Annotated in this window: 25 protein-coding genes; 13 read left to right on the top strand and 12 right to left on the bottom strand. The window is 70.3% G+C overall.

Going from position 1 to position 24,604, the window contains the following annotated elements:
• The first annotated feature begins 182 nt into the window (after nucleotides 1-182).
• The 8 genes from LPC04_RS23385 to LPC04_RS23350 all read left to right on the top strand — a co-directional run bounded on the left by LPC04_RS23385 (nucleotide 183) and on the right by LPC04_RS23350 (nucleotide 8,680).
• Nucleotides 183-1,022, top strand: coding sequence for a TIGR00266 family protein (locus LPC04_RS23385; RefSeq protein WP_275684715.1), 840 nt, complete (start codon nucleotides 183-185; stop codon nucleotides 1,020-1,022).
• A 54-nt stretch (nucleotides 1,023-1,076) separates the two neighbouring features.
• On the top strand, nucleotides 1,077-1,988 hold the full coding sequence (locus tag LPC04_RS23380) for an EI24 domain-containing protein (protein WP_275684714.1): 912 nt from the start codon (nucleotides 1,077-1,079) through the stop codon (nucleotides 1,986-1,988).
• A complete protein-coding gene (locus tag LPC04_RS23375; protein ID WP_275684713.1) occupies nucleotides 1,985-2,770 on the top strand; it encodes a competence/damage-inducible protein A in 786 nt (261 codons plus the stop codon). The genes LPC04_RS23380 and LPC04_RS23375 overlap by 4 nt, the downstream gene beginning before the upstream one ends.
• Before the next feature lie 210 nt (nucleotides 2,771-2,980).
• The gene (gene glnA, locus LPC04_RS23370; protein ID WP_275684712.1) at nucleotides 2,981-4,396 is read left to right on the top strand and encodes a type I glutamate--ammonia ligase; all 1,416 of its coding nucleotides are present in this window, start codon (nucleotides 2,981-2,983) and stop codon (nucleotides 4,394-4,396) included.
• 242 nt (nucleotides 4,397-4,638) lie between these two features.
• A complete protein-coding gene (locus tag LPC04_RS23365) occupies nucleotides 4,639-5,133 on the top strand; it encodes a hypothetical protein (RefSeq protein WP_275684711.1) in 495 nt (164 codons plus the stop codon).
• Entirely contained in the window at nucleotides 5,133-6,290 is a 1,158-nt protein-coding gene (gene glnL, locus LPC04_RS23360) for a nitrogen regulation protein NR(II) (RefSeq protein ID WP_275684710.1), read from the top strand. The genes LPC04_RS23365 and glnL overlap by 1 nt, the downstream gene beginning before the upstream one ends.
• 18 nt (nucleotides 6,291-6,308) lie before the next feature.
• Nucleotides 6,309-7,835 (top strand): nitrogen regulation protein NR(I), encoded by a 1,527-nt coding sequence (gene ntrC / locus LPC04_RS23355; protein WP_275684709.1) that lies wholly within the window; start codon nucleotides 6,309-6,311, stop codon nucleotides 7,833-7,835.
• A gap of 89 nt (nucleotides 7,836-7,924) precedes the next feature.
• Nucleotides 7,925-8,680: a tetratricopeptide repeat protein gene (locus LPC04_RS23350; protein ID WP_275684708.1), complete on the top strand. Its 756-nt coding sequence runs from the start codon at nucleotides 7,925-7,927 to the stop codon at nucleotides 8,678-8,680.
• 18 nt (nucleotides 8,681-8,698) lie between these two features.
• Here the strand turns inward: LPC04_RS23350 and LPC04_RS23345 are convergent, their stop codons facing one another.
• Nucleotides 8,699-10,117 (bottom strand): sensor histidine kinase, encoded by a 1,419-nt coding sequence (locus LPC04_RS23345; RefSeq protein WP_275684707.1) that lies wholly within the window; start codon nucleotides 10,115-10,117, stop codon nucleotides 8,699-8,701.
• A gap of 124 nt (nucleotides 10,118-10,241) precedes the next feature.
• Between LPC04_RS23345 and LPC04_RS23340 the strand changes: the two genes are divergently transcribed.
• Nucleotides 10,242-11,162, top strand: coding sequence for a DMT family transporter (locus LPC04_RS23340; RefSeq protein WP_275684706.1), 921 nt, complete (start codon nucleotides 10,242-10,244; stop codon nucleotides 11,160-11,162).
• Here LPC04_RS23340 and xth read toward each other — a convergent pair.
• Nucleotides 11,129-11,896: an exodeoxyribonuclease III gene (gene xth, locus LPC04_RS23335; protein ID WP_275684705.1), complete on the bottom strand. Its 768-nt coding sequence runs from the start codon at nucleotides 11,894-11,896 to the stop codon at nucleotides 11,129-11,131. The two genes, LPC04_RS23340 and xth, sit on opposite strands and share 34 nt — an antisense overlap.
• 58 nt (nucleotides 11,897-11,954) lie before the next feature.
• Nucleotides 11,955-13,148, bottom strand: a complete 1,194-nt coding sequence (locus tag LPC04_RS23330; protein WP_275684704.1) for a macrolide family glycosyltransferase — start codon at nucleotides 13,146-13,148, stop codon at nucleotides 11,955-11,957.
• A 114-nt stretch (nucleotides 13,149-13,262) separates the two neighbouring features.
• On the opposite strand from LPC04_RS23330, the gene LPC04_RS23325 reads away from it, so the two are divergent.
• On the top strand, nucleotides 13,263-14,579 hold the full coding sequence (locus LPC04_RS23325) for a hypothetical protein (protein ID WP_275684703.1): 1,317 nt from the start codon (nucleotides 13,263-13,265) through the stop codon (nucleotides 14,577-14,579).
• Here LPC04_RS23325 and LPC04_RS23320 read toward each other — a convergent pair.
• A complete protein-coding gene (locus tag LPC04_RS23320) occupies nucleotides 14,554-15,750 on the bottom strand; it encodes an FAD-dependent oxidoreductase (protein WP_275684702.1) in 1,197 nt (398 codons plus the stop codon). The two genes, LPC04_RS23325 and LPC04_RS23320, sit on opposite strands and share 26 nt — an antisense overlap.
• Here LPC04_RS23320 and LPC04_RS23315 point away from each other — a divergent pair.
• Together LPC04_RS23315 and LPC04_RS23310 are read left to right on the top strand one after the other, a co-directional pair.
• Entirely contained in the window at nucleotides 15,749-16,150 is a 402-nt protein-coding gene (locus tag LPC04_RS23315; protein WP_275684701.1) for a hypothetical protein, read from the top strand. The two genes, LPC04_RS23320 and LPC04_RS23315, sit on opposite strands and share 2 nt — an antisense overlap.
• 9 nt (nucleotides 16,151-16,159) lie before the next feature.
• Nucleotides 16,160-16,621 (top strand): acyl-CoA thioesterase, encoded by a 462-nt coding sequence (locus tag LPC04_RS23310; protein ID WP_275684700.1) that lies wholly within the window; start codon nucleotides 16,160-16,162, stop codon nucleotides 16,619-16,621.
• Here LPC04_RS23310 and LPC04_RS23305 read toward each other — a convergent pair.
• From LPC04_RS23305 to LPC04_RS23270, 8 genes are all read right to left on the bottom strand, one after another.
• The gene (locus tag LPC04_RS23305; RefSeq protein ID WP_275684699.1) at nucleotides 16,599-17,036 is read right to left on the bottom strand and encodes a YybH family protein; all 438 of its coding nucleotides are present in this window, start codon (nucleotides 17,034-17,036) and stop codon (nucleotides 16,599-16,601) included. The genes LPC04_RS23310 and LPC04_RS23305 overlap by 23 nt on opposite strands.
• A gap of 54 nt (nucleotides 17,037-17,090) precedes the next feature.
• Nucleotides 17,091-17,900, bottom strand: a complete 810-nt coding sequence (locus LPC04_RS23300) for a molybdopterin-binding protein (protein ID WP_275684698.1) — start codon at nucleotides 17,898-17,900, stop codon at nucleotides 17,091-17,093.
• Complete coding sequence (locus LPC04_RS23295; protein ID WP_275684697.1) at nucleotides 17,897-18,763, bottom strand: cytochrome b/b6 domain-containing protein; 867 nt, start codon at nucleotides 18,761-18,763, stop codon at nucleotides 17,897-17,899. Before LPC04_RS23295 ends, LPC04_RS23300 begins: the two co-directional genes overlap by 4 nt.
• Nucleotides 18,764-18,836: 73 nt before the next feature.
• Nucleotides 18,837-19,460 carry a hypothetical protein gene (locus tag LPC04_RS23290; RefSeq protein ID WP_275684696.1) on the bottom strand — a complete coding sequence of 208 codons (624 nt, stop codon included), beginning with the start codon at nucleotides 19,458-19,460 and terminating at the stop codon, nucleotides 18,837-18,839.
• A gap of 186 nt (nucleotides 19,461-19,646) precedes the next feature.
• Complete coding sequence (locus LPC04_RS23285) at nucleotides 19,647-20,234, bottom strand: TetR/AcrR family transcriptional regulator (protein ID WP_275684695.1); 588 nt, start codon at nucleotides 20,232-20,234, stop codon at nucleotides 19,647-19,649.
• Nucleotides 20,235-20,291: 57 nt separating this feature from the next.
• Entirely contained in the window at nucleotides 20,292-21,281 is a 990-nt protein-coding gene (locus tag LPC04_RS23280; protein ID WP_275684694.1) for a 2-dehydropantoate 2-reductase, read from the bottom strand.
• Between the two features lie 4 nt (nucleotides 21,282-21,285).
• The gene (locus tag LPC04_RS23275; protein WP_275684693.1) at nucleotides 21,286-21,858 is read right to left on the bottom strand and encodes a DUF4337 domain-containing protein; all 573 of its coding nucleotides are present in this window, start codon (nucleotides 21,856-21,858) and stop codon (nucleotides 21,286-21,288) included.
• 100 nt (nucleotides 21,859-21,958) lie between these two features.
• The gene (locus LPC04_RS23270) at nucleotides 21,959-23,515 is read right to left on the bottom strand and encodes a methyl-accepting chemotaxis protein (RefSeq protein WP_275684692.1); all 1,557 of its coding nucleotides are present in this window, start codon (nucleotides 23,513-23,515) and stop codon (nucleotides 21,959-21,961) included.
• A 201-nt stretch (nucleotides 23,516-23,716) separates the two neighbouring features.
• On the opposite strand from LPC04_RS23270, the gene LPC04_RS23265 reads away from it, so the two are divergent.
• Nucleotides 23,717-24,532, top strand: coding sequence for an isocitrate lyase/PEP mutase family protein (locus LPC04_RS23265; protein WP_275684691.1), 816 nt, complete (start codon nucleotides 23,717-23,719; stop codon nucleotides 24,530-24,532).
• Nucleotides 24,533-24,604 lie beyond the last annotated feature (72 nt).

Genomic DNA, 24,604 nt, shown 5'->3' with positions numbered 1-24,604 from the left:
TCGTGGTGGCGGCCGATGGCTTGTGGCCGGGGCCGCTCGTGGTTGACGGTGCGGGGAGGATAACGCCGCGGCAAATGCGTCCGTCTCATGGCTTTATCCAATGTTGGCGTGTTAGGGGCCGGGCGAGTCCGGCTTGACGGAGAATGCCGATCCGGCACGAGCCGGCAACCGAGGGAACAGAAATGGCGATGGACGTGGTCGACTACGAGATCAAGGGCGCGGAGATGCAGTTCGTCGAGGTCGAGCTCGACCCGGGCGAGGCGGCGGTCGGCGAGGCCGGCTCGATGATGTTCATGGAAAACGGCATCGTGCTCGACACCGTCTTCGGCGACGGCTCGCAGCAGAACTCCGGCCTGTGGGGCGCGCTGGTGGGCGCGGGCAAGCGGCTGATCAGCGGCGCCAACGTGTTCACCACCGTGTTCATGAACCAGTCCGGCCAGAAGCGCCGCGTCGCCTTCGCCACGCCGGTGCCGGGCAAGATCCTCGCGATCGACCTGCGCACGGTGGGCGGGTCGCTGATCTGCCAGAAGCAGTCGTTCCTGTGCGCGGCGCGCGGCGTGTCGCTGGGCATCGCGTTCCAGCAGCGACTGGGCGTGGGCTTCTTCGGCGGCGACGGCTTCGTCATGCAGCGCCTGGACGGCGACGGCATGGCCTTCGTGCACGCCGGCGGCACCGTCGAGAAGCGCGAGCTGCAGCCCGGCGAGACGCTGCTGATCGACCACGGCTGCCTGGTGGCGTTCACGCAGACGGTCAACTTCGAGATCCAGTACGTGGGCGGCATCAAGACCGCGCTGTTCGGCGGCGAGGGCCTGTTCTTCGCCAAGGTGACGGGCCCGGGCACCGTGTGGATCCAGAGCCTGCCGTTCTCGCGCCTGGCCAGCCGGGTGTTCGCCGCCGCGCCGCAGAACGGCGGCAGCAGCGACCGCGCCGGCAGCAGCAGCGGACTGGGCGTGGTCGGCGGCCTGGCGACCGGCGGCATCCTCGGCGGACTGGGCAGCCTGCTGTCCGGCGACGACGATTGAGCGCCAGTTGAAATTCACATTGGTCGCACCTCGCTCGTTTACGCTCACGCTTCGATGAAATCGCTGTTCGGCTCGTTCTGGCGCGCGGTCGCCTACTGCCTGCACCCCAGGGTCATTGCGCTGTCGCTGCTGCCGCTGCTGGTGGCCGGCGCGGTCACGCTCGCCGCGGGCTACCTGTTCTGGGAGTCGGCGATCGCCTCGGTGCGCGCGACGCTGGAGCACTGGTCGCTGGTCAACTCGATGCTCGAATGGATGTCGTCGATGCTGGGCGCGAACTTCCGCACCGGCGTCGCCGCGCTGATCGTGATCGCGCTGACCATCCCCGTGGTGGTGGCGATGACGCTGGTGCTGGTCGGCCTGTGGATCACGCCGGCCATCGTCACGCTGGTCGCGCGCCGGCGCTTCCCGGCGCTGGAGCGTCGCCACGGCGGATCGTGGTGGCTGGGCATCTTCGCGTCGCTGGCCTGGACGGTGGGCGCGCTGCTGATGGTGATGATCACGCTGCCGTTCTGGCTCGTGCCCGGGCTGGCGCTGGTGCTGCCGCCGCTGATCTGGGGCTGGCTGACCGCCAAGGTGATGGGCTTCGACGCGCTCGCCGAGCACGCGTCGCAGCCGGAGCGCGAGGCGATCCTGCGCGCGCACCGCTGGCCGCTGCTGATCATGGGCATCGTCTGCGGCTTCCTGTGCGGCGTGCCGTCGATGATCTGGACGCTCAGCATGCAGCTGATCATCTTCGCGCCCTTCATCATGGTGGGCGTGATCTGGCTCTACACGATGATCTTCACGTTCTCGGCGCTCTGGTTCACGCACTACGGCCTGGGCGTGCTGGCCACGCTGCGCGACGCCGAGTCCGCGATGCGCGCGGTGCAGCCGGCGGTGGTGCCGTCGTCCGACCTGCAACTGGTCGAAGAGGTGCCGCCGCACGAGCGCTTCGGCTACGAGGATTCGAGGCCCCTGGAACCATGAACTTCGGCGCATTGATCATCGGCGACGAGATCCTGTCCGGCCGGCGCGAGGACAAGCACCTCGCCCGCGTCATCGGCGCGCTCGAATCGCGCGGGCTCGCGTTGTCCTGGGCGCACTACCTCGGGGACGAACCCGCGCGCATCGTGGCCGAGATCCGCGCCGCGGCCGCCTCGGGCGACACCGTGTTCTCGTTCGGCGGCATCGGCGCGACGCCCGACGACCACACCCGCCAGTGCGCCGCGCAGGCGCTGGGCCTGCCGCTCGCGCTGCATCCCGAGGCCGAGGTGCTGATCACCCAGCGCGGCCGCGACATGGCCGCCGAGAAGGGGCTGGCCTACGACACGGCCGGCCCCGACCACCAGCGGCGCCTGAACATGGGCGTGTTCCCGGCCGGCGCGACCCTGATCCCGAACCCGTACAACCGCATCCCGGGCTTCAGCGTCGGCCACCTGCACTTCATGCCCGGCTTCCCGGTGATGGCGCACCCGATGCTGGACTGGCTGCTGGACAACCGCTACGCCGACCAGACCCGCGCGCACGCGCTGCGCGCCGTCCGCGTGCGGGGCACGAACGAGTCGGCGCTGATTCCCGTCTTCGAGCGCGTCGAGGCCGCGTTCGCCGGCGTGCGCTCGTTCAGCCTGCCCAGCGTCGACCACCCGACGTTCGGACCGCACATCGAGATCGGCGTCAAGGGTGCGGATCCGGCCCAGGTCGAGCTGGCGATGGCCGCGCTGCGCGAGGGCGCCGCGGCCGCCGGTGCGATCGAGATAGACCCGTCCTGAAATGGTGCGTACGATGCCTTGTTTCGGTGCGCCAGATGGAATGCACAATGGCGGTGCGCGCCTGCGCGCTGCCCGGCAGTCCAGTTCCCCGGGATTCCTCGCCGCCTCGCGCGGCATGGAACCTGCTTTCCACCCCTCGCAGACCGTTCAGATGGCCGACCCCTGGTGTGCCGGCCCGGTAGCTTGCCAAACAAATTTAGGAGCCCGTTGATGTCCAAGACCGTCGCCGACGTGATGAAGTTGGTGCAGGAAAACGAAGTCAAGTTCGTTGACTTCCGTTTCACCGATACCCGTGGCAAGGAACAACACGTGTCCGTGCCTGTCTCTCACTTCGACGAAGACAAGTTCGTCTCCGGCCACGCGTTCGACGGTTCGTCGATCGCCGGCTGGAAGGGCATCGAGGCGTCGGACATGCAGCTGATGCCCGACCCGAACACGGCCAACATCGATCCGTTCTTCGAAGAGCCGACGCTGATCCTGACCTGCGACGTGGTCGAGCCGAGCGACGGCAAGCCCTACGAGCGCGACCCGCGCTCGCTGGCCAAGCGCGCCGAGGCCTACATGAACGCCTCCGGCCACGGCGACACCGCCTACTTCGGCCCGGAGCCCGAGTTCTTCATCTTCGACTCGATCCGCTGGGACGTCAGCATGAAGGGCTGCTCGGTCGAGATCGAAGCCGAGGAAGCCGCCTGGAACACGGGCAAGAACTACGAGCACGGCAACAAGGGCTATCGCCCGTCCGTCAAGGGCGGCTACTTCCCGGTGCCGCCGGTCGACGCCGGCCAGGACATGCGCTCGGAGATGTCGCTGATCCTCGAGCAGATGGGCATCCCCGTCGAGGTCCATCACCACGAGGTGGCGAACGCCGGCCAGATGGAGATCGGCACCAAGTTCTCGACGCTGCTGCAGCGCGCGGACTGGGTCCAGCTGCAGAAATACATCGTCCACAACGTCGCTTTCGCCTACGGCAAGACGGCCACGTTCATGCCGAAGCCCATCGTCGGCGACAACGGCTCGGGCATGCACGTGCACCAGTCGGTCTGGAAGGACGGCAAGAACCTGTTCGCCGGCGACGGCTATGCCGGCCTGTCGGAATTCGCGCTGTTCTACATCGGCGGCATCATCAAGCACGCCCGTGCCCTGAACGCGATCACGAACCCGACGACCAACAGCTACAAGCGCCTGGTGCCGGGCTACGAAGCCCCGGTCAAGCTGGCCTACAGCTCGCGCAACCGCTCGGCCTCGATCCGCATCCCGTTCGTCGCCAATCCGAAGGGCCGCCGCGTCGAGGCGCGTTTCCCGGATCCGATGATGAACCCGTACCTGGGCTTCTCGGCGCTGCTGATGGCCGGCCTCGACGGCGTCGAGAACAAGATCCATCCGGGCGAAGCCGCCACCAAGGATCTGTACCACCTGCCGCCGGAAGAAGACGCGAAGATCCCGACCGTCTGCTCCAGCCTCGAGCAGGCGCTCGACAACCTCGACAGCGACCGCGCGTTCCTGACCAAGGGCGGCGTCTTCACCGATGCGTACATCGACGCCTACATCGAACTGAAGATGCAGGACGTCCAGCGCATGCGCATGACGACCCACCCGGTCGAGTTCGACATGTACTACTCGTTGTAAGACGGCCCCCGGTCGCCGAGTACGGCGCCCACCCCCCGAGGGGGCGGCGGCCTTGCTCCGGAGCGGCCGAGCGCGGCGTCCGCCGAGCTTGCGCCCTTCGTTCTGCGTACCCAAAGAAGCGGCCCCGCGACGGGCCGCTTTTTTTTGCCTTTACGCGGCCGTCGGCGCGGCGCTGTCGTCCGGCAGGGGCGCAGACACGTTGGCTCACCATCAGGCGCACCGTTTTGCGCCACAATGAAAAGATGAACGTGGCACCCGCATCCGCTTCCCGTCTCTCCTCGGCGCTTGGCGCCGCGCTGCTGGCCGTCGCCTGCGGCGGCGCGCAGGCCGGGGACATCTACTACCGCTGTCCCGACAACGTGTTCACCAACACGATCACGCCCAAGGAGGCGGACGCCAAGGGCTGCAAGGCGCTCGAGGCGCAGCAGCCCACGACGATCCCCGCGCCCAAGCTGCGCCCGGCCGCCGCGCCCGGCTCGGCGGCCAGCCGCGTCGACGCGCAGGAGCAGAAGGCGCGCGATTCCGATGCGCGCAAGATCCTGCAGGACGAGCTGATCAAGGCCCAGGCCCAGCTCGACGCGCTGCAGAAGGAATACAACAACGGCCAGCCCGAGCGCCGCGGCGACGAGAAGAACTTCCAGAAATACCTCGACCGCACGGCCGACCTGAAGGCGCAGATCGCGCGCACCGAGTCCGACATCACCGCGATCACCCGCGAGCTGTCGAAGACGCAGTGATGGCCCCGCGCCGCGCGCCGCCGCCCGCCGCCCCGTCGGACGTCGCGCCGGACGCAGCCCCCGAAGGCATCGACGCCGGCGCGCATCGGGTCGGCGGCATCGACTACACCGCGTTCGACCACCTCGCCACGCTGGTGGCCGTCGTCGAGCCCGACGGCAAGTGCGTGTTCGCCAATTCGGTGCTGGAGGCCGTGGTCGGCGTCGCGCGCCGCAAGCTCACCCGCGGCAGCATCTACGACTGGTTCCGCGAGACGGCGGCGCTGTCGGAGGCCATCGCGGCGGTGTCGCGCAACGAGTTCTCCGCGCGCCGCTTCGACGGCTCGCTCAAGCGCTCGTCGGTGTCGTCCACCGCGACGCTGCCGGTGCACGTCATCGTCAGCCAGCACGACCTGCACGGCGGGCGCGTGTTCGTCGAGATGATCGAGATCGAGCAGCAGACGCGCCAGGATCGCGAGGAGCGCGCGCTCGGCCAGGCGCAGGTCACCAAGGAGCTGATCCGCAACCTGGCGCACGAGATCAAGAACCCGCTGGGCGGCATCCGCGGCGCGGCGCAGCTGCTGGAGCTCGAGATCGACCAGGCCGAGCTGGGCGAGTACACGCAGGTCATCATCCACGAGGCCGACCGGCTGCAGGTGCTGGTCGACCGGCTGCTGGCACCGCACCGCAAGGCGCAGGTGGTCGCCGAGCTCAACATCCACGAGGTGCTCGAGCGCATCCGCTCGCTGGTGCTGGCCGAATACCCCCGTGGGTTGGTCGTCGAACGCGACTACGACACCTCGATCCCCGAGTTCCGCGGCGACCGCGAGCAGATGATCCAGGCGGTGCTCAACATCGTGCACAACGCGACGCAGGCGCTTGCCGAGCAGATCGAGCAGGGGTCGGCGCGCATCGTCCTGCGCACGCGGATCGCGCGCCAGGAGACGATCGGCAAGCAGCGCTACCGACTGGCATTGGAATTGCATATCCAGGACAACGGCCCGGGCGTCCCCGAGTCCATTCGCGATCAGATCTTCTATCCGCTGGTGTCGGGGCGGGAAGGCGGGTCGGGCCTGGGCTTGACGCTGGCGCAGACGTTCGTGCAGCAGCATCTGGGCACGATCGAATGCGACAGCGTTCCAGGATGCACGGTTTTCAAGATCCTGATTCCTCTGCATTAGCCTGCAGCGCGCAAACGCATGAAACCCATCTGGATCGTTGACGACGACCCATCCATCCGCTTCGTGCTCGAGAAGGCGCTGGCCCGCGAACAGCTGCCGGTGCGCAGCTTCGCCACCACGCGCGACGTCCTGACCGCGCTCGAGACCGACGAACCGCAGGTGCTCGTCTCGGACATCCGCATGCCGGGCGGCTCCGGCCTCGACCTGCTGGCCAAGGTCAAGGAGCGCCTGCCGGGCCTGCCCGTCATCATCATGACGGCGTACTCCGACCTCGACAGCGCCGTCTCGTCGTTCCAGGGCGGCGCCTTCGAGTACCTGCCCAAGCCGTTCGACCTCGCCAAGGCCGTCGAGCTGATCCGCCGCGCGCTGGAAGAGAGCCTGCGCGAGGAGGTGCTCGACGAGCGCAACGCGCCGGTGCCCGAGATCCTCGGCCAGGCGCCCGCGATGCAGGACGTCTTCCGCGCGATCGGCCGGCTGTCGCAGAGCAACGTGACGGTGCTGATCACGGGCGAGTCGGGTTCCGGCAAGGAGCTCGTCGCGCGCGCGCTGCATCGCCACAGCCCGCGCGGCGACCAGGGCACCAACGGCGCGTTCGTCGCGATCAACACCGCGGCGATCCCGAAGGACCTGCTGGAATCCGAGCTGTTCGGCCACGAGCGCGGCGCCTTCACCGGCGCGCAGACGATGCGCCGCGGCCGCTTCGAGCAGGCCGACGGCGGCACGCTGTTCCTCGACGAGATCGGCGACATGCCGTTCGACCTGCAGACGCGCCTGCTGCGCGTGCTCAGCGACGGCCAGTTCTACCGCGTGGGCGGCCACCAGCCGATCAAGGCCAACGTGCGCGTGATCGCCGCGACGCACCAGAACCTCGAGGAGCGGGTGCGCCAGGGGGCCTTCCGCGAAGACCTGTTCCACCGCCTCAACGTGATCCGCCTGCGCCTGCCGCCGCTGCGCGAGCGCGCCGAGGACGTGCCGGCGCTGGCGCGCTTCTTCCTGCAGAAGAGCGCCAAGGAGCTGGGCGTCGAGCCCAAGCGCATCACCGACGAGGCGCTCGAGGCCATGAAGGGCTTCGACTTCCCCGGCAACGTGCGCCAGCTCGAGAACATCTGCCACTGGTTGACCGTGATGGCGCCGGCGCAGGTCATCGAGAGCAAGGACCTGCCGCCCGAGCTGGTGGCGCCGCGCAGCGCGTTCCAGCGGCCGTCGTCCAGCGACACCGCGTCCGCGCGGCCGGGCGAGGGACTGGGCGGGACCTACGTGCCGGCGGTCGACGGCACGTCCGCCGCGTCGGTGCTGCCCGCGGTGCACCTGGCCGGCGTGCCCGGCGGCAGCACCTGGCTGGGCGACCTCGAGCTCGCGGCGCGCACGCTGCTCGATGCCGGCTCGCCGGACGTGTGGGAGCAGCTGAGCCGCCAGTTCGAAGGGCAGCTGATCCGAACCGCGCTGGCGCTGACGCGCGGCCGGCGCATCGAGGCCGCGCAGAAGCTGGGCATCGGGCGCAACACCATCACGCGCAAGATCCAGGAGCTGGGACTCGACGATTGAGGCGTTTCCCACGCGCCCGCGGGACGCGTGCGCGTGGGCGATGCCTCGTCCGCCTACAATTTCACCTCTGAAAGCAGCAGAGGGAATCTGTGTCGATCCTGTTGATCCTGAACTACGCAGTCGCGATCTTCTTCGCGGTGCACGCCGTGCGCACCGGGCGCCAGATGTACTGGATCATGATCCTGCTCATCTTCCCGCTGCTCGGAAGCCTGGTCTACTTCTTCGCCGAGTACCTGCCCGAGGTCCGGCATTCAGGCGTGGCGCGCAAGGGCGCGCGCGTCGTCAAGTCCATCGTCGACCCGAACCGCGAGCTGCGCGAGGCGCGTCTCGGGTTCGAGCGCACGCCCACGGTCGACAACCGCTCGCGCCTGGCCGAGGCGCTGCTGGCGCGCGGCGACTATGACGAGGCGGTGCAGGAGTTCCAGGCCTGCGCCAGCGGTCCGTACGCGAAGGACGTGAAGTTCCGCCGCGGCCTGGCGCGCGCGCAGCTGCTCGCAGGCCGCCACGCCGCCGCCGCCGCGACGCTCGAGGCGCTGCTGGCCGACTCGCCGCGCGACGCCGGCAGCGACGCCGCGCTGTGGCTCGCGCAGGCGCTGACGCAGGTCGACGAGACGCGCGCGCTGGCGGCCTTCGATCACGCGAGCCACGTGCACAACACCACCGAGACGCAGGCCGCCTACGGCATCTTCCTCGCCAGCCTCGGGCGCGACGCCCAGGCCCGTCCGCTGCTCGAAGGCGTGGTGCACAACGCGCGCGTGGGCACGGCGTCGTCGCGCGAGCTCAATCGCGAGTCCATCGACCAGGCGCGCGCGGCGCTCAAGGTCGTCGAGTCGCGCGGAGGCTGATCTTCAGACGACGCCGCTTCACGCCGCCTTCGGCAGCGTGAAGTGGAACGCCGCGCCGTGGTCGGGCTCGGCCTCGGCCCACACGCGGCCGCCCTGGCGCTCCACCGCGCGCCGCACGATGCTCAGGCCGATGCCGTGGCCCTCGAACTTGCGGCCGTGCAGCCGCATGAAGGGCTCGAACAGCTGGCCGGCCGCCGCGGCGTCGAAGCCGACGCCGTTGTCGCGCACGTGCACGGTCACCTCGCCGTCGTCGACGCTGGCCTCGATGCGCACGATCGGCGGATGGGCCTCGCGGGAGAACTTCAGCGCGTTGGTGATCAGGTTGACCAGCACCGGCCGCAGCAGGTCGGCGTCGGCCTGCACGTCGGGCAGCTTGCCGACGATCCATTGCGCCTTCGCGGCGTCGCCCGGGGCCAGTTGCAGCTGGGCGATCACGTCGCGCGTCAGCGCCTCGAGCGCCACGGCGCGCGGCGCGATCCGGGCGTCGCCGACGCGCGCCAGCTGCAGCAGCGCGCTGATCAGCTTGGTGGACGTGTCGGCCTGCGACGAGATCGCGGCCAGCGAGCGGTGCACCATGTCGAGGTCGCCGCTGGCCAGCGCGTCGCTGGCCAGGCGCGCGAGGCCGGCGATGCCCCCCAGCGGGCCGCGCAGGTCGTGCGACACGCTGCGGTTGAAGCCCTCGAGGTTGGAGACGAGCTCGCGCAGCGACTGCGTGCGCGCCTGCACCGTGGCCTCCAGCGTCTGGTTGGCGTCCTGCAGCGCCTGCTCCGCTGTCGCACGCCGCGCGACCTCGGCCTCCAGCGCGCGGCGCCGGCGCAGCAGGCTCACCGTCAGCAGCGTCGTGCCGAAGAACAGCATCGGCATCACGCCCAGCACGCGGTAGTGTCCGGGGACGGCGTGCAGGACCCCCAGCGCGACGAAGGTGGCCGGCACCGCCAGCAGCGTCAGGCCCAGCAGCACATGGCCGGCGCCGGGCTCGTCGCGCGACCGGCGCAAGGCGAGGGCGGCCAGTCCGATGTAGCAGATCATCGTGGACAGGTTGGCGACGAGCCGCGGCACGTCGACGCCGAGCGCGAGCGGCACCAGCACCAGCAGCGACGGCCCGAGCAGCAGCCACCACGCGCGCCCGCGCCGGCGGCCGTCGCCCAGGTAGCCGATGACCCCGAGGCTGATGGCCACCGTGGCGACGATCAGCACGCCGGCCCAGAAGCGTTCGCCGGGCGTGTCCAGCAGCGCGTCGGCGGGCGGCTGCCCGGCCTCGAACGCGTACCAGAAGGCGGCCAGGCCGAAGCCCGCGGACAGCCACGCCAGCCCGGGTTCGCGATCGCGCCGGGCCAGCGCGACGAACACGATCGCCAGCGTCGCCAGCACGAACGCCGCCATCGCCGTCGCGCTGATGGGCACGTCGGCGGGAATGAGCGCGGCAAGGGCGTTCATGGACGTCGTTGGGAGGGACCGCCGAGGGGTGAATCGATTCTGTGCCTCGCCTCGCGGCCCGGCAATCACCAAAAGAGGGTTCCTGCTCGACGGCGCCGCCGCTCGTGGCACACTGCGCGGCCCCATGCCCACGACCGCCCTCTACGCCATCTGCATCCTGATCTGGGGCACCACCTGGTTCGCCATCACCGCCCAGATCGACGTCCTCGCCCCGTCCGTCGGCGTCGCGCTGCGCTTCGGGCTGGCCGCCGCGGTGCTGTTCGCGGCCTGCGGGCTGCGCCGCATCCCGCTTCGCTTCCCGGCGCGTGTCCAGGCGCTGATCCTCGCGCAGGGCCTGGCCGGCTTCTACGCCAGCTACGTCTGCGTCTACGAGGCCGAGCGCTTCGTGGCCAGCGGCGTCGTGGCGGTGGGCTACGCGGCGTCGCCGCTGTTCGGGCTCGCGCTCGCCCGCGTGTTCCTGCGCACGCCGATGTCGGCCCGCGTCGCGCTCGGTGGCCTGGCGGGCATCGCGGGCGTCGTGCTGATCTTCTGGCACGAGTTCACGCGGCTGGCGGCGTCCGCGCAGACGCTGCGGGGCATCGTGCTGACGATGGTGTCGGTGCTGCTGTCCAGCCTGTCCACCATCGCCGCGTCGGGCTACCACCGGCACGGCGTCCGCGGCTGGGGCCCGCTGGCCTGGGCGATGGCCTGGGGATCGGCCGGGGCGCTGGTGCACGCACTGGTCACCGGCACGCCGTGGGGCTGGTCATGGCGCCCGGGCTTCGTCGGCTCGCTGGTCTACCTGGCGATGTTCGGATCCATCCTCGCGTTCGGTGCGTACTACGCGCTGGTGCATCGCGTGGGCGCGGCCAAGGCGGGCTACGTCGGCGTGCTGACGCCGCTGGTCGCGCTGGTGGTGTCGGGCGTGCTGGAGAACTTCCTGTGGACGGGCCTGACGGTGGCCGGCATCGCGCTCGCGATCCTCGGCAACGCGATCGCGCTGTGGCCCGCGAAGCGGGCGCCTGCCGATGCTCAGGAGTCGATCTCGACGATCACCGGCGCGTGATCGCTGGGCCGCTCGAGCTTGCGCTGCGCCTTGTCGATCGTGCATGACCTGACGCCCGCGCGCAGCGGCTCGCTCACCAGGATGTGGTCGATGCGCAGGCCCTGGTTCTTGCGGAACGCGAGGTTGCGGTAGTCCCACCAGCTCCATGACTTGGGCGGCTGATCCAGGAGGCGGAACGCGTCGTGCAGGCCGAGTCCGACCAGCGCCTGGAAGTGCCCGCGTTCCTCGGGCGTGCAATGGATCTGGCCGTACCAGAGCACCGGGTCGTGCACGTCGCGGTCCTCCGGCGCGATGTTGAAGTCGCCCATCAGCACCAGCTTCGGATGCGCCGCCAGCTCCGCCGCGAGCCAGTCCTTGAGCGCCGCGAGCCAGCCCATCTTGTAGGCGAACTTGTCGCTGCCCGGCGCCTGCCCGTTCGGGAAGTAGCCGCCGACGATGCGCACGTCGCCGATCGTCCCTGCGATCACGCGCGCCTGCTCGTCGGCGTGGCCGGGGATGTTGCGCACGATGTCGGTGGCCGGCAGCTTCGAGATCAGCGCCACGCCGTTGTACGTCTTCTGCCCGAAGAACTCGGCATGCCAGCCGGCCTCCTTCAGCTCCGCATGCGGAAACTTCTCGTCGACCAGCTTGGTCTCCTGCAGCACGACGGCGTCGGGCTGCGTCTGCGCCAGCCAGGCGAGCAGGTGGGGCAGGCGGATGCCGAGGGAGTTGACGTTCCAGGTGGCGAGTTTCATGGGCGGGGCGCAGAGTTGCAGGCTGCGATTCTCCACTGAACCCGGGTTGCCGTGCGCCTCACGCGATCCCGCGCGCCTTCTTGAACGCGAACACCTCGTCCGCCGCCCGCGGATAGCCGCCCGCCGCCCGGAAGGATTCGGCGATGACGTGGATCGCCTCGCGGAACGATGGCTCCGTCGTCACGCGCTCGACGGCGTCCGCGAGCTGCCCGGCGGTCGCCGTCGCGTGATCGAGCACCAGCGTCGCGCCCAGCTCGCGCGCGCGTGACGCGAGCGCGGGCTGGTCGGCGCCCATCGGCAGGCAGACGAAGGGCACCTCGGCGGCGAGGAGGTCGCTGATGCTGTTCATGCCGGCGTGCGTGATCGCGGCGCTGGCGTGCTTGAGGATCTCGCCTTGCGGCACGTACGGCCGCACGATGAAGTTGGCGGGCAGGCGCCAGCGGGCGGTGTCGACGCCGCAGGCCGCCATCACGACGACGCCGTCCCAGCGCGCGAACGCCGGGATGAAGGCGTCGTAGAGCGCGGGGCTGCGGTCGCCGAACACGGTGCCCAGCGAGATGTAGAGCACCCGCTTGCCTTCGATGCGCTCGAGCGGGAAGTCGTGCGTCTCCTGGCGTGCGTGCACCGGCGGACCGACGAAGCGGGTCGAGTCGTCGAAGTACGGCAGCTCGCCTGCGAACAGGCGCGAGGTGTAGACGAGGTTGAGGTCGCCCGGGTTGAAGATCCAGTCGCGGAAGTCGGTGGACAGCGCGATGCCGAAGCGCCGGCCGATGTCGGACGCGGCGCGCGCCATGACCGCGTCGCGCTCGGGGTTCGGCGCGAGCATCGGGTGCGCGGACGGCTTGTCGCGCTCGAAGAACGGCTGCAGGCCGGCGAACACGGCGTGCGAAGCGACGGTCGGCAGTTCCAGCAGCCGCGCGACCGGCCTGGCGAACGGGAACGGCGCGGAGTGCACGAGGTAGTCGAAGCGGCGGTACTGGGTCTGCGCGAAGACGTCGGCGATCGAGTCGGCGCCGCGCGCGAACACGTCCAGCATCGCCGAGCGCTGGCCCGGCGCGGGCGGGCCCTTGAACAGGTCGAGGTCGTGCGCGTAGGCCTTGAACGTGGCGCCGGTGGCCTCGACGCGCTCGCGGAACGGCTCGGACGCGAAGTAGGTGACGCGCTCGCCGCGCCGGACCAGCGCATCGACGAGGCCGAGGGTGGGGTTGACGTGGCCGTGCGACGGCGACGCGAGGAACAGGACGTTGGACATCGGGGTATCGCGGGAGTTCAGGCGCCCATGCTCGCGCGTGCGTGCTTTCCACGGCCTTACCGGACGCCGGCTCGCGCACAATGCGCCGTCCACTGGCTTTCGCAGAGGTGATCGATGTCCTTGCGCGCTCCCGTGTTGCTGGCCCTGGTGGCCGCGCTGGCGACGGCGCCGGCCGCCGCCGCGGTCGATCCCGTCCGGGCGCAGGCCCTGTTCCGCGAGGCCGCGCAGCTGTGCGGCCAAGACGGCGGCGCGCTGTGGCACCACTCGCTGTGCGGGCCCATCCTGCTGGTCGACTGGACGGACAACACGGCCGTCGCCAACCAGCCCGACCCGCAAGGCACGCTCAAGCCACTGGGGCCCGTGTTCGCCGGCATGCTGCCGCCGGACCTGGTCATCGCCAACACGCCCATCGAGTGGGAAGGCAGGCGCTGGACGGAGCTGCTCTGGCCGCTGCCCGACGACGTCGCCCATCGCCACGTGACGCTGTCGCACGAGCTGTTCCATCGCGCGCAGCTCGAGCTGGGCATGGTGCAGCGCGACGGCGGCAACCTGCACCTGGACACGCTGGACGGCCGCATCCTGCTGCAGCTCGAATGGCACGCGCTGGCACGCGCGCTCACCGCGCCGGACGCGGGCGCGCGCCGCGACGCGATCTCGGACGCGCTGCTGTTCCGCCACGAGCGCTACCGCCTCTTTCCCGACGCCCGCGCCGAGGAGCGCGCTCTCGAGCTCAACGAGGGCGTGGCCGAATACACCGGCGTGCGCGTCGGGCTGCCGACATCCGCCGAGCGCACCGCCTATGCGTTGCGCGACCTCGAGACCTTCATCATGGTGCCGACCTTCGTGCGCTCGTTCGCCTACGCCACCGGGCCGGCGTGGGGCCTGCTGCTCGATCAGGCCGACCCTGCCTGGCGCGACAAGCTGGCCGCCGCGATGAAGGCCGGCAACCCATCCGGCCTCGACGAGATGCTGCAGTCCGCACTGAAGCTGCCCGAGCCGCCGGCCGCCAGCGCGAAGGCGCGCGAGGCCGACTACGACGACACGCTGCGCCCGCGCGAGCTCGCGCGCGACCAGGCCAGGCAGGCGCACCTGGCCGAGCTGAAGGCGAGGCTGGTCGACGGGCCGGTGCTGCGCCTGCCGCTGGCCGGGCACCACGCGAGCTACCAGTTCAACCCGACGACGCTGGAGGCGCTGGGCGCGGCGGGTGTCGTCTATCCGACGATGACGCTGAGCGCCGACTGGGGCGTGCTGTCGGTGGAGCAGGGCGCGTTGCTGGACAAGCAGATGTCGGTGGCCGCCGTTGCGGCCGGCACCTCGGCCGATCGCGCGCAGGGTCCGGGCTGGCACCTGACGTTGAACAAGGGCTGGAGCGTGGCGCCGGGCGGGCGCGCGGGCGACTTCGTCGTCAAGGAAGCGGGCGCGGCGCCGTAGCGCTTCGGGCCCGAGCCTGGTGCCCGGCGAACAGCGCCGCCACGCTGCGCGGCGCATCGGCGCCGAAGAAGCGCTGATGGTTGCGCGCCGTCTGCTCGGCGACGCGCGCGCTGCGCCGAAACATCGCCTGCTCGTAGGCGGCCAGCGCGGCCTCGATGTCGCCGGGATGGTCGCGCAAGGCCAGGCCCAGTTCGGCGCCGTCCTGGATCGCGAGATTGGCGCCCTCGCCGGCGAACGGCGACATCAGGTGCGCCGCGTCCCCGACCAGCGTGGCGCCCGCGACGCGACTCCACCGATGGTCGACCGGCAGCGCATGGATGAGCCTGACGACGGGGACCGTGTCGCTGTCGGTGACCAGCGCGCGGAGCGCGGGCGCCCACCCCTGGAATTCGTCGGCCAGTCGACGCAGGGCGGCCGCCGGCTGGCCGAAGTCGATGGCGGCGATCCAGTCTTCCGCCTTGTTCAGCGCGACGTAGGTGTGCAGGGTGCCGTCGGCGTAGCGATGCGACAGGATGCCCTGGCCCGGCTCGACCGCCATCAGCGTGCCGCTGCCGATCGCCGCCGCGCTGGCGCTGTATCGCCGATCGCCGTCGATCAGCGTGTTCTCGACGAATAGCGTGCCGACGTAGGAAGGCGTCGCGCCGGACAGGAGCGGACGCACCCGCGACCAGGCCCCGTCGGCGCCGACCAGCAGGTCCGTGGTCGTCTCCGAGCCGTCGGCGAAGGTCAACCGGTGCTGCCCGTCGGCGAGCCGCCTGGCGCGCGCGAGCTTGCAGCCCCATCGGATGGTGCCGGCGGGCAGCGAGGCCATCAACAGGCGACGCAGCGCGCCGCGATCGACCTCGGGCCGGGCCGGGTTGCCCGATCCAGGCTTGTCGAGCAGCACGCTGCCGTGCCGGTCGACGACTCGCTTGGCATCCTCGCCTGGAAGCGCGAGCGCGAGGAACTGGTCGTGCAGGCGGGCGGCCTTCAACCCGAGCTGTCCGGTGTCGTCGTGGATGTCCAGCAGGCCGCCCTGCGCGCGCGCGTCGGGCGAGGCCTCGGCTTCGAGGATCGTCGCGGCGATGCCGTTGACATGCAGCACGCGTGCGAGCGTCAGCCCGCCGAGGCCGGCACCGACGATGGCGATGCGGGGCTTCCCGGCGACGGGAGAAGGATGGGAGGAGGTCATGGCGCGTTCCGATGTCCGCGAACTGCACGGCGATGCGCGGCAGTTCGAAGAGGTCCGACGGGAGTCGGGGGAAACGCTGGCCGGCTTCGCGGGAGATGCGAAGCGGCGTGTGCGCGGCAGCCTGGAGAGTGCGCCGTTTTTCGCGGTTGTCGAAGGCAGATTGTCGCACGAGTCTCGCGCAGCGAGCCTCGCCGTGCGTCGTCTTCACGTGCGCCACGGCGTTGGCCACGGGCTGTTCCAGCACCTTGGCATCGACGACTGCCATCTGCCCGAGGTGCAGGCAGCCGCCATCGGCCCAGTGCTTTCCGGGCTTGGCCAGCAACACCTCGTGGCCGTCTTTCCGCCGAAGGCCGCGCCGCTCGTCGGCAGCGACCCGCAGCGCGGGCGACAGGGCCGATAAACTGGCTGGATGAGCGACCCTTCGAATCGGCCGGCGTGGGACGCGCCGCATCCGCACGTGCTGGCCGTGGACGTCACCACCGCGCACATCGACCTGATGCAGCACGTCAACAACGTGCACTACCTGCAGTGGCTGGAGAACGTCGCCTGGTCGCATTCCGACTCGCTGGGCATGCGCCAGGAGGACTACACGCGCCTGGGGCACGGCATGGTGGTCAAGCGCCACGAGCTGGACTACGTCGCGCCCGCGCTGCTGGGCGACCGCGTGCTGCTGGCGACGTGGATCGTCGGGCTCGACCGGCTGTCGACCCATCGGCGCTACCAGTTCGTGCGCGAGTCCGACGGCGCGACGCTGTTCCGCGGCGCGACGCACTTCGTCTGCGTCGAGATCGCCAGCGGCAAGGTGCGGCGCATGATCCCGGAGTTCGCCGAGACCTACGGGCGGGCGGTCACGCCGTGGCCGGCCGTTTGAGGATGCCCTTGCCGCCGTCGTGCGCGAGCGGCACCGAGGTGTGCTCGTGCACCACCAGCCAGCGGCCGCCGCGCTCGCGCAGCACCCAGCTGAGGCGGTTGTCGAGCGAGCGCAGTTCCTGGCCGGCCGCGTCGACCGCGTGATAGGTCAACGAGGCGGTCAGCAGCGCCATGTCGCCCGAGACCTGCGTGCGCACGTCGTGCGCCTCGACGACCGAGCGCTGGTCGCCGAGGAACGCGAACCACCCCTGGGCCATCTCGCGCCAGGAGGCGATGTCGTGTTCCCACGTGCCCCACAGCTCGAAGATGCGCGCGTCGTCGGCGTAGATCGCGACGAAGGCGTCGACGTCCTTGGCGAGGACGGCGGCCTGGTAGGCGGCGAGTGCCTGGCGGACAGGCTGGTCGGAGGCGGTCATGTCGGGCTCCACGCGTAGGGCGCTGCAAGCGTACCCGATGTTCGCCGAGGTCGCTCAGATCCCCGCGTACCACTCGTAGCCGCGATCCTCCCAGAAGCCGCCCTTGCCGCCGTTCAGGTGCGAGTAGGCGTCGGCAACCTCGATGCGGTTGACGTACTTGGCCTGCTTGTAGCCGAGCTGGCGCTCGATGCGCAGGCGCAGCGGCGCGCCGTGCGCGACGGGCAGGTCCTTGCCGTTCATGCCGTAGGCGAGGAGGGTCTGCGGGTGGTAGGCGTCGAGCAGGTCGATGCTCTCGTAGTAGAGGCCGCTGTCGTCGGCCGTTTCGCCGAGGTTGTCGGCGCAATGGAAGATCACGTAACGCGCGCCCGGCTTCAGGCCGGCCAGGTCGAGCACCTGCGACAGCGGCACGCCCTGCCACTTGCCGATCGCGCTCCAGCCCTCGACGCAGTCGTGGCGCGTGATCTGCGTGCGATTGCGCATCGCCTTCAGCTGGGCCAGCGAGAGCGACTGCGGACGCTGCACCAGGCCGTCGACCTGCAGCCGCCAGTCGACGAACTGGCCCTGCAGCAGGCGCGCGTATTCCTTGCTCTGCGGCATCGAGGTGCCGTTGGAACGGAACACCGGCGACAGGTCGCGCTCGCCGTATTCCTTGGCGAGCGGCTGGTGCTCGAGGATCAGCCGCTGGCTCGCCAGCGTGAGCTTCTCGGCGCTGCGCAGCGTCGCGTCGATGCGCGGGTTGTTGACGGCGCGGTCGCAGCCGGCGAGCGCCAGCGATCCGGCGCCGGCGGCGAAGGCCGTCAGCCACTTGCGGCGCGCCTGGAACGGCGTCATCCGGTCCGCCTTGAACTTGACGTTCGGGTTCATTGCGCGTCTCCCTCGACGTCGATCGCGTACTTGCCCGTGATCATCGAGCGCAGGTTGTTCCAGACGCCCGACACCAGCACCATCACCACGTGCACGACGACGAACGCGACGAGCAGCGACGCGCAGATGAAGTGCAGCGAGCGCGCGGACGGGCGGCCGCCGAAGATGTCCAGCAGGATGTGGAACGCCGAGTCCATGCCCGGCGACATCGTCAGGCCGGTCAGCACCATCAGCGGCAGCAGCACGAACGCGACGCCCATGTAGGTCAGCTTCTGCAGCACGTTGTAGCGGCGCGCGGCCTCGCCCTTGGGGAAGTTGAGCTTGGCGTGGTCGACGATCTCGTGCGCGAGATTCGCCGGCGCGAGTTCGGCCTTGGTCGTCAGCAGGTCGCGCCTGAAGTGCCGCGACACGAGTCCACCGATCAGGTAGACCGCGCCGTTGATCGCGAACAGCCACGCGAAGAAGAAGTGCCAGCGCCGGCCGGCGGCCAGGTCCTGGTACGACGGGATCGTCAGCCAGGACGGGAAGCCGCGCGCGGCCGGGTTGCCGTCCTCCTTCGAGACGCCGAGCAGCCCGGTCGTCTCGATGGTCAGCGAGCCCAGGTGCGTGACGCCGCGCACGCCCGTGCTGGTGTTGAGCGCGTCGAGGGACAGCCACGCGTGGTCGTTGTCCGCGCCGTACTCGCCCCAATACAGCCGGGGGTGCGCGTTGAAGATCTGCGCGCCCGTCATCAGCAGCAGCGAGAAGCAGAAGACGTTGATCCAGTGCGTCAGGCGCACCAGCAGCGAATGGCGCGGCACGAGCTGCCGCGGCGCGGGCTCGCTGCGAGGGACGGTGCCCGAGGGCATCCTGGCGATGGTCATGTCTGGCCTTGTGTTCGTGTCTGCCGTTGGTCGCGCGGCGCAGGCAAACCTTACACCGCGAGGCTGACACGGATCACATCGGCGGGACGAGGCCGTCCTTGCCGACCACGACCCGGCCGGTGCTCAGCTTGCCGTCGTCGGCGCGATCGGCCGGCACGAACACCGCGGCGCCCGGCTTGACGTCGGCGTTGACCGCCGGCGCGAAGGTGACGATGGGCGTGGCCGGCGTGACGACGATCTTCTTGGACTGGCCGTGGTAGACGACGTTGACGGTCGTGCCGTCGACGGACTGCACCGCCTCCGACACCGCGCCGTTGGTCATCGTGCTGTTGGGCTTCAGGTCCCAGCCGTAGCTGCCCTCGCCGGTGCCGCGCATCGACGGCGGGAAGATCAGCACCTCCAGCGCACCGTCGCCGCCCTTGGCGTTGGGCAGCGAGGCGATGCCGACGAAGTCGCCGGGCTTGATGTCGGCCAGCGTCGCCTTGGCGATGCCGCCGGCCTTCCAGCCGGCATTGAGCTTGACGGACACGTTGTCGCCGTCGCGCGATTTCACCAGCAGCGTGTCGGCCGAGACGCTGACGACGGTGCCGCGCACGCGCACGCCGTCGGCGGCGAGCGCCGAGGGCGACGCGGCGAGCGTCGCGAGTGAAGTGGCCAGCGCCAGGGCGGCGAATTGGAAGGTCTTGCTCGATCGCATTTGAATCTCCAGGGTGGGCGGCACGCGGCCGCGAAACGGGTTGAGGCGCTCGGAAAGGTGGATGCCCGGAAAGCGGCGCCTCGTTCGGGCTTTCGTGAAAAGAATCAGTGCAGTTGCGTGAAGATCGGACTGTTGCCGTGTGGCTATCTACTGGTTGGTAGGTCGATCTTGCAAAAAAAGCCGGGCTCAGTGACGCGCCGCCAGGCGCGCCAGGAGCCCTTGCGAGATCGACGTGAAGACGGCGGGGTCATCGTAGGCGCGGGCCGAGACCATCGCGCCGTGGATCGCCGCCATGAAGCCCGACGCCTCGACGGCCGGCGTGCCGTGCAGCGCGAACTTGCCGGCGCGCTTGCCGTCCGCCAGCGTGGCTGCGAGCCATTGCGAGAGGTCGTCGAAATGGCCGCGCACCTCGGCACCGACCTCGTCGGGGATCGCCGGCATCTCGGTGGCCAGCATTGCGCAGATGCAGAACGGCAGCGTGCGTTCGCGGATGCAGTCCTGCCAGAACAGCGTCCATGCCTGCAGACGGGCGGCGGGATCGGGCACCTTCGCCGCGAGCTCGGCCAGGCCCGCGGCGGCCTCCGCGCGATACGCGGCGACGACGCTGCGCACCAACTCCGCCTTGCTCGGGAAGTGGTGGTGGATGCTGGCCTTGGTGATGCCGACGGCCTCGGCGATGTCGGCGTAGCTGAAGCCGTTGTAGCCGCGCAGCGCGATCAGCGAGCGCGCGCAGGCGGCGATCTCGGCGGCCTTGGGGGAAAGTTCGGAACCCATGGCGTGCAGTCTACCAACTAGTAGGTTGGTGTCAAGTGCCCGCCGATCCGGCCGCCTTCAGCGCGCCTCCGGATACAACCCGTGCACCTGCCCGAACACCCGCGCCAGCCCGAAGATCGCGTCGATCAGCGGCGTGGCCACGCCCACGTGCTGGCCCAGCTCGCGCACCGCGCCGACCAGGCTGTCCAGCTCGATCGCACGGCCGGCCTCGGCGTCCTGCAGCATCGAGGTCTTGAACGCGCCCAGCTTGCGCGTGATGGCGTGGCGCTCGGCGGGCGTCTGCGTGATCGCGAAGCCGAGCCGCTCGCCGATGCGGCCGGATTCGAGCATCGCGTCGCTGGTGAGCTGGCGCACCAGCTCGTCGCCGATGACCCGGTCGGTCGTCGCGCCGGTGATGGCGCTGATCGGGTTGGTGGTCATGTTGCCCCACAGCTTGTACCAGATGTCGCGCTGGATCATCTCGCTGGCGATGGTCTCGAAGCCGGCCTCGTCCAGCACCGTCTTCAGCGCGGCGACGCGCTCCGACACGCCGCCGCGCGGCTCGCCGATGACCAGGCCGCGACCCATCTGGTTCCACGCCTTTCCGGGCTCGCTGACCGACGCGGCGGCGTGCACCACGCAGCCGATCACGTTGTCGATCGGCAGGTGCGCGGCGATGCCGCCGTCCGGATCGACGCTCTTCAACGCGAGTCCCGCGGCCGGTCCGGACAGCCCCTGGCAGAACCACCACGGCACGCCATTCATCGCCGGCACGACCAGCGTGTGCGGGCCCAGCAGCGGCGCGATGCGGCGCGCGACATCGGCGAGCCCCGGCGCCTTGACGGCGATCACGACGACGTCCTGCACGCCGAGTGCGGCCGGGTCGGCGCTCGCGCGCACGGGGCCCGAGATCGGGCCGGCGAAGCCGTCGACGCGCAGCCCGTGCTCGTTCAACGCGGCGAGCGTCATGCCGCGCGCGACGGCGCTCACGTCGTGCTTGCCCGTGGCCGCGAGCCGCGCGCCGATCAGCAGGCCGATCGCGCCCGCGCCGTAGATGCAGACCTTCATGGAGTCAAACTTTCAGGAACGCCGCGATGCCGATCGCGATGCCCACGCCGGCCACCCCCAGCGTGCCCCATTCGAGCCAGCGGCGCCGCGTCAGCAGCGCGATGGCGGCCAGCGCGATCGAGACCTGGATCACCGTCGTCGCCTCGGCCCAGCGGTGGTGCTGGTGCATCAGGTGCTCGGACTCCTCCTCGAACTTCTTCGCCTCTTCCTCGAGCTCCTTGGCCTTGGCCATGATGGGCTCCTTGTCGGCCTTGTACTTCTCGATGTTCTTCGCGTACGCGTCGCGGCGTTCGGCCGGCACGATGTCCAGCGCGACCTCGGCGATGGATTGGCGCGCGTTCTTGGCCTGGTAGAAGTTCCACTGGTCGGACGCCTCGGTCGTGCGGATCGCGGCGTTGTTCTTCGCCAGCCCGGCGTCGGCCTGCGTGGCGCCGCCCAGGTACGAGAAGATGGCGCCGATCGTCGCGAGCAGCGCCGTGATCACCGCGAGCTGGCCGGTCATGCCGCGCGCGCCGTGTTCGACGGCGTGCTCGACCTCGTGATCGTGGGGGCCGTGGACGTGGAATCCTGAGGTCATGGACTGTTCTTTCGCTGATCGGGGGAGACGCGCCGCCCCTTGCAGGCGGCGCCGTAGCCGGCGATGGTAGCGAAGAACCGTGTCCGTCCCGGAAAAGTCCTCAGAGGCGGAAGACGCTGACGATCTGCGTCAGCCGCGCGGCCTGCTGGCTCAGGCTCTCGGCCGCCGCGGCGCTCTGTTCGACGAGGGCCGCGTTCTGCTGCGTGGTCTGGTCCAGCGCGCCGACCGCGTCGCCGATCTCGCCGATGCCGCCCGACTGCCGCACCGTGGCGCTCGAGATCTCGCCAATCAGCTGGCCCACGCGCTGCACCTGCGCGACGATGTCGTTCATCGACGCGCCGGCCTCGTCGACCTGGCGCGCGCCGATGTCCACCTTCTCGACGCTCGCGCCGATCAGGCTCTTGATCTCCTTGGCCGCCTCGCCCGAGCGTTGCGCCAGCGAGCGCACCTCGCCCGCGACGACCGCGAAGCCGCGGCCCTGCTCGCCGGCGCGCGCGGCCTCGACCGCGGCGTTGAGGGCGAGGATGTTGGTCTGGAACGCGATGCCGTCGATGACGCCGATGATGTCGCCGATCCGCTTGGACGACACGGCGATCTCGTTCATCGTCTCGACGACGCGGTTGACCGCGACGCCGCCGCGGCTGGCGGCGGCCGAGGCCTCGCTGGCGAGCTGGTTGGCCACGCCGGCGGTCTCGGCGCTGGAGCGCACGCTGCCGGTGAGCTGCTCCATCGAGGCGGCCGTCTGCTGCAGGTTGCCGGCCTGCGCCTCGGTGCGCTGGCTCAGGTCGGCGTTGCCGCTGGCGATCTCGACCGAGCCGGTGGCGATCGCGTCGCTCGACAGGCGCACCTGCCCCACGACTTCGGCGAGGCGTTCGCGCATGCGCTGCATCGCCACGAGGATGCTGCCCGTGTCGCCGGCGCGCGTGCGGATCGTGACGGCGAGGTTGCCGTCGGCGATCGCGCTGGCGATGGAGACGACCTCGCCGGGCTCGGCACCGAGCTGGCGCACGAGGCCGCGCGTGATGGTGACGGCCATCGCGCTGGCGGCGACGACGGCCAGGCCGGCGAGGATCAGCGTCAGCACGATCGCGTCGTGGCCGTCCTCGCGGGCGGCCTGGCCTTCCTTGTTCATGATGGCCGTGTTCAGCTTCGTGATCTCGCCGATCGCGGCGAAGAACGCGCGCTGCGACGGGCGCATCGTGATCAGCAGCGCGTGCGAGGCGTCGTCGTATTGGCCGGCCTTGACCAGGCGAATGACCTCGTCGCGATCCTTGTAGAACGAGGCGCGCGCGGCCATCATCGCGTCGACCAGCTCGCGGCCCTTGGCCAGGTCCACGTGCTTGTCGAACTCGGCGATGCCGTCGTCGGTGGCCCGGGCGTTGAGCGCCAGGTTCTTGAAGGCGTCCGCCGACTGCTCGGGATCCTTGGCGGCGATCACGGCGTTGCGGATGAAGCGGGCCTGGGCGTTCGCGCTGTCGGCGATCGCGGTGATCTTCTGCACGCGGTAGTAGCGTTCATCGACGATGTTGGCGATGCGCGCGTCGATCGCCTGGAAGCGAAACGCGCACACGGCGGCCACGAGCGCGATGAGGCCGACCAGCACGCCATAGCTCAGGGCTAGCTTGGTGGCGACCTTCATTGTCTTGGTTGCGGACATGTTCGATGTGTCTCCGTACTGCATGCGCTGGATTCGAGCCAGGAGAACCCAGCTTCATGTCGTATCGGAGTGCGCGCCGCCAAACTTGAGCATGGGGTCTTGTCGGGAAATCTCGGCATGGACAGGTCCGGATATGGCGGGCAGGTCGTTCGCAGGCATGCGACGATGCGCGCCACCCCGACATTCCTCGCAGGAGAGCGCATGAAGTCCGAACTCGCCACGCTGGCCACCCGTTTCCACGCGCTGCACGCCGACGGCCTGCTGCGCTTGCCCAACGCCTGGGACGCCGGCAGCGCGCGCCTCGCGCACGCGGCGGGCGCGCGCGCGATCGCCACCAGCAGCGCCGCCGTCGCCTGGGCCCACGGCTGGCCCGACGGCGACCTGCTGCCGGTCGAGCTGCTGCTGCAGACGGTGCGCGCCGTCGCCGGCGCCACCGGGCTGCCGGTGACCATCGACATCGAGGGCGGCTACTCGGACGAGCCCGCTCGCGTCGGCGAGCTCGTGACGGCGGTGCTCGAGGCCGGCGCCGTCGGCATCAACATCGAGGACGGCAGCAAGGATCCGGCGCTACTGTGCGCCAAGATCGCCGCCGCCCGCGCCGCGGCGACGTCGGCGGGCGTCGACCTGTTCATCAACGCGCGCATCGACACCTGGCTGCGCGCGCTCGCGCCGGCCGGCCAGCGCGTCGGCGAGACGCTCGCGCGCGCCGCGCGCTACCGTGCCGCGGGCGCGAACGGGCTGTTCGCACCGGGCGTCACCGACGCCGACGAGATCGCCGCGCTCGTCGCCGGCACCGACATGCCGCTCAACGTCCTCGCCTGGACGGGCCTGCCCGACGCCGGCCGCCTGCAGTCGCTGGGCGTGCGCCGCTTCAGCGCGGGCTCCGCGATCTCGGAGGCGATGCACGGCCACGTGCTGGCGATGATGCGCGAGTTCGTCGCCACCGGGCGCATCGACACGGCGAGCGCGACGCCGGCCACCTACGGCGAGGTGCAGGCGCTGATGGCGCGTCGCTGAATTCGCGACCCGCGATGCAAGGCTCGCGCAAAGCCCGAACGCACGCCGCCTGGCGTTGAGCGAAAATCACGG

The sequence above is a fragment of the Scleromatobacter humisilvae genome, assembly GCF_023231945.1.
Taxonomy (GTDB): Bacteria; Pseudomonadota; Gammaproteobacteria; order Burkholderiales; family Burkholderiaceae_C; genus Scleromatobacter; species Scleromatobacter humisilvae.
This window is presented reverse-complemented; position numbering and strand designations above follow the sequence as displayed.

Excerpts from the sequence above, each read along its gene's own strand:
- xth (WP_275684705.1), bottom strand. The coding sequence starts at position 11,896 with ATGAAACTCGCCACCTGGAACGTCAACTCCCTCGGCATCCGCCTGCCC.
- LPC04_RS23270 (WP_275684692.1), bottom strand. The coding sequence starts at position 23,515 with ATGTCCGCAACCAAGACAATGAAGGTCGCCACCAAGCTAGCCCTGAGC.
- LPC04_RS23365 (WP_275684711.1), top strand. The coding sequence starts at position 4,639 with ATGAACGTGGCACCCGCATCCGCTTCCCGTCTCTCCTCGGCGCTTGGC.
- LPC04_RS23325 (WP_275684703.1), top strand. The coding sequence starts at position 13,263 with ATGTCCTTGCGCGCTCCCGTGTTGCTGGCCCTGGTGGCCGCGCTGGCG.
- LPC04_RS23290 (WP_275684696.1), bottom strand. The coding sequence starts at position 19,460 with ATGCGATCGAGCAAGACCTTCCAATTCGCCGCCCTGGCGCTGGCCACT.
- LPC04_RS23385 (WP_275684715.1), top strand. The coding sequence starts at position 183 with ATGGCGATGGACGTGGTCGACTACGAGATCAAGGGCGCGGAGATGCAG.
- LPC04_RS23380 (WP_275684714.1), top strand. The coding sequence starts at position 1,077 with ATGAAATCGCTGTTCGGCTCGTTCTGGCGCGCGGTCGCCTACTGCCTG.
- LPC04_RS23345 (WP_275684707.1), bottom strand. The coding sequence starts at position 10,117 with ATGAACGCCCTTGCCGCGCTCATTCCCGCCGACGTGCCCATCAGCGCG.
- LPC04_RS23315 (WP_275684701.1), top strand. The coding sequence starts at position 15,749 with ATGGCGCGTTCCGATGTCCGCGAACTGCACGGCGATGCGCGGCAGTTC.
- LPC04_RS23280 (WP_275684694.1), bottom strand. The coding sequence starts at position 21,281 with ATGAAGGTCTGCATCTACGGCGCGGGCGCGATCGGCCTGCTGATCGGC.
- glnA (WP_275684712.1), top strand. The coding sequence starts at position 2,981 with ATGTCCAAGACCGTCGCCGACGTGATGAAGTTGGTGCAGGAAAACGAA.
- LPC04_RS23320 (WP_275684702.1), bottom strand. The coding sequence starts at position 15,750 with ATGACCTCCTCCCATCCTTCTCCCGTCGCCGGGAAGCCCCGCATCGCC.
- LPC04_RS23265 (WP_275684691.1), top strand. The coding sequence starts at position 23,717 with ATGAAGTCCGAACTCGCCACGCTGGCCACCCGTTTCCACGCGCTGCAC.
- LPC04_RS23275 (WP_275684693.1), bottom strand. The coding sequence starts at position 21,858 with ATGACCTCAGGATTCCACGTCCACGGCCCCCACGATCACGAGGTCGAG.
- LPC04_RS23300 (WP_275684698.1), bottom strand. The coding sequence starts at position 17,900 with ATGAACCCGAACGTCAAGTTCAAGGCGGACCGGATGACGCCGTTCCAG.
- LPC04_RS23285 (WP_275684695.1), bottom strand. The coding sequence starts at position 20,234 with ATGGGTTCCGAACTTTCCCCCAAGGCCGCCGAGATCGCCGCCTGCGCG.
- LPC04_RS23295 (WP_275684697.1), bottom strand. The coding sequence starts at position 18,763 with ATGACCATCGCCAGGATGCCCTCGGGCACCGTCCCTCGCAGCGAGCCC.
- glnL (WP_275684710.1), top strand. The coding sequence starts at position 5,133 with ATGGCCCCGCGCCGCGCGCCGCCGCCCGCCGCCCCGTCGGACGTCGCG.
- ntrC (WP_275684709.1), top strand. The coding sequence starts at position 6,309 with ATGAAACCCATCTGGATCGTTGACGACGACCCATCCATCCGCTTCGTG.
- LPC04_RS23375 (WP_275684713.1), top strand. The coding sequence starts at position 1,985 with ATGAACTTCGGCGCATTGATCATCGGCGACGAGATCCTGTCCGGCCGG.
- LPC04_RS23340 (WP_275684706.1), top strand. The coding sequence starts at position 10,242 with ATGCCCACGACCGCCCTCTACGCCATCTGCATCCTGATCTGGGGCACC.
- LPC04_RS23310 (WP_275684700.1), top strand. The coding sequence starts at position 16,160 with ATGAGCGACCCTTCGAATCGGCCGGCGTGGGACGCGCCGCATCCGCAC.
- LPC04_RS23330 (WP_275684704.1), bottom strand. The coding sequence starts at position 13,148 with ATGTCCAACGTCCTGTTCCTCGCGTCGCCGTCGCACGGCCACGTCAAC.
- LPC04_RS23305 (WP_275684699.1), bottom strand. The coding sequence starts at position 17,036 with ATGACCGCCTCCGACCAGCCTGTCCGCCAGGCACTCGCCGCCTACCAG.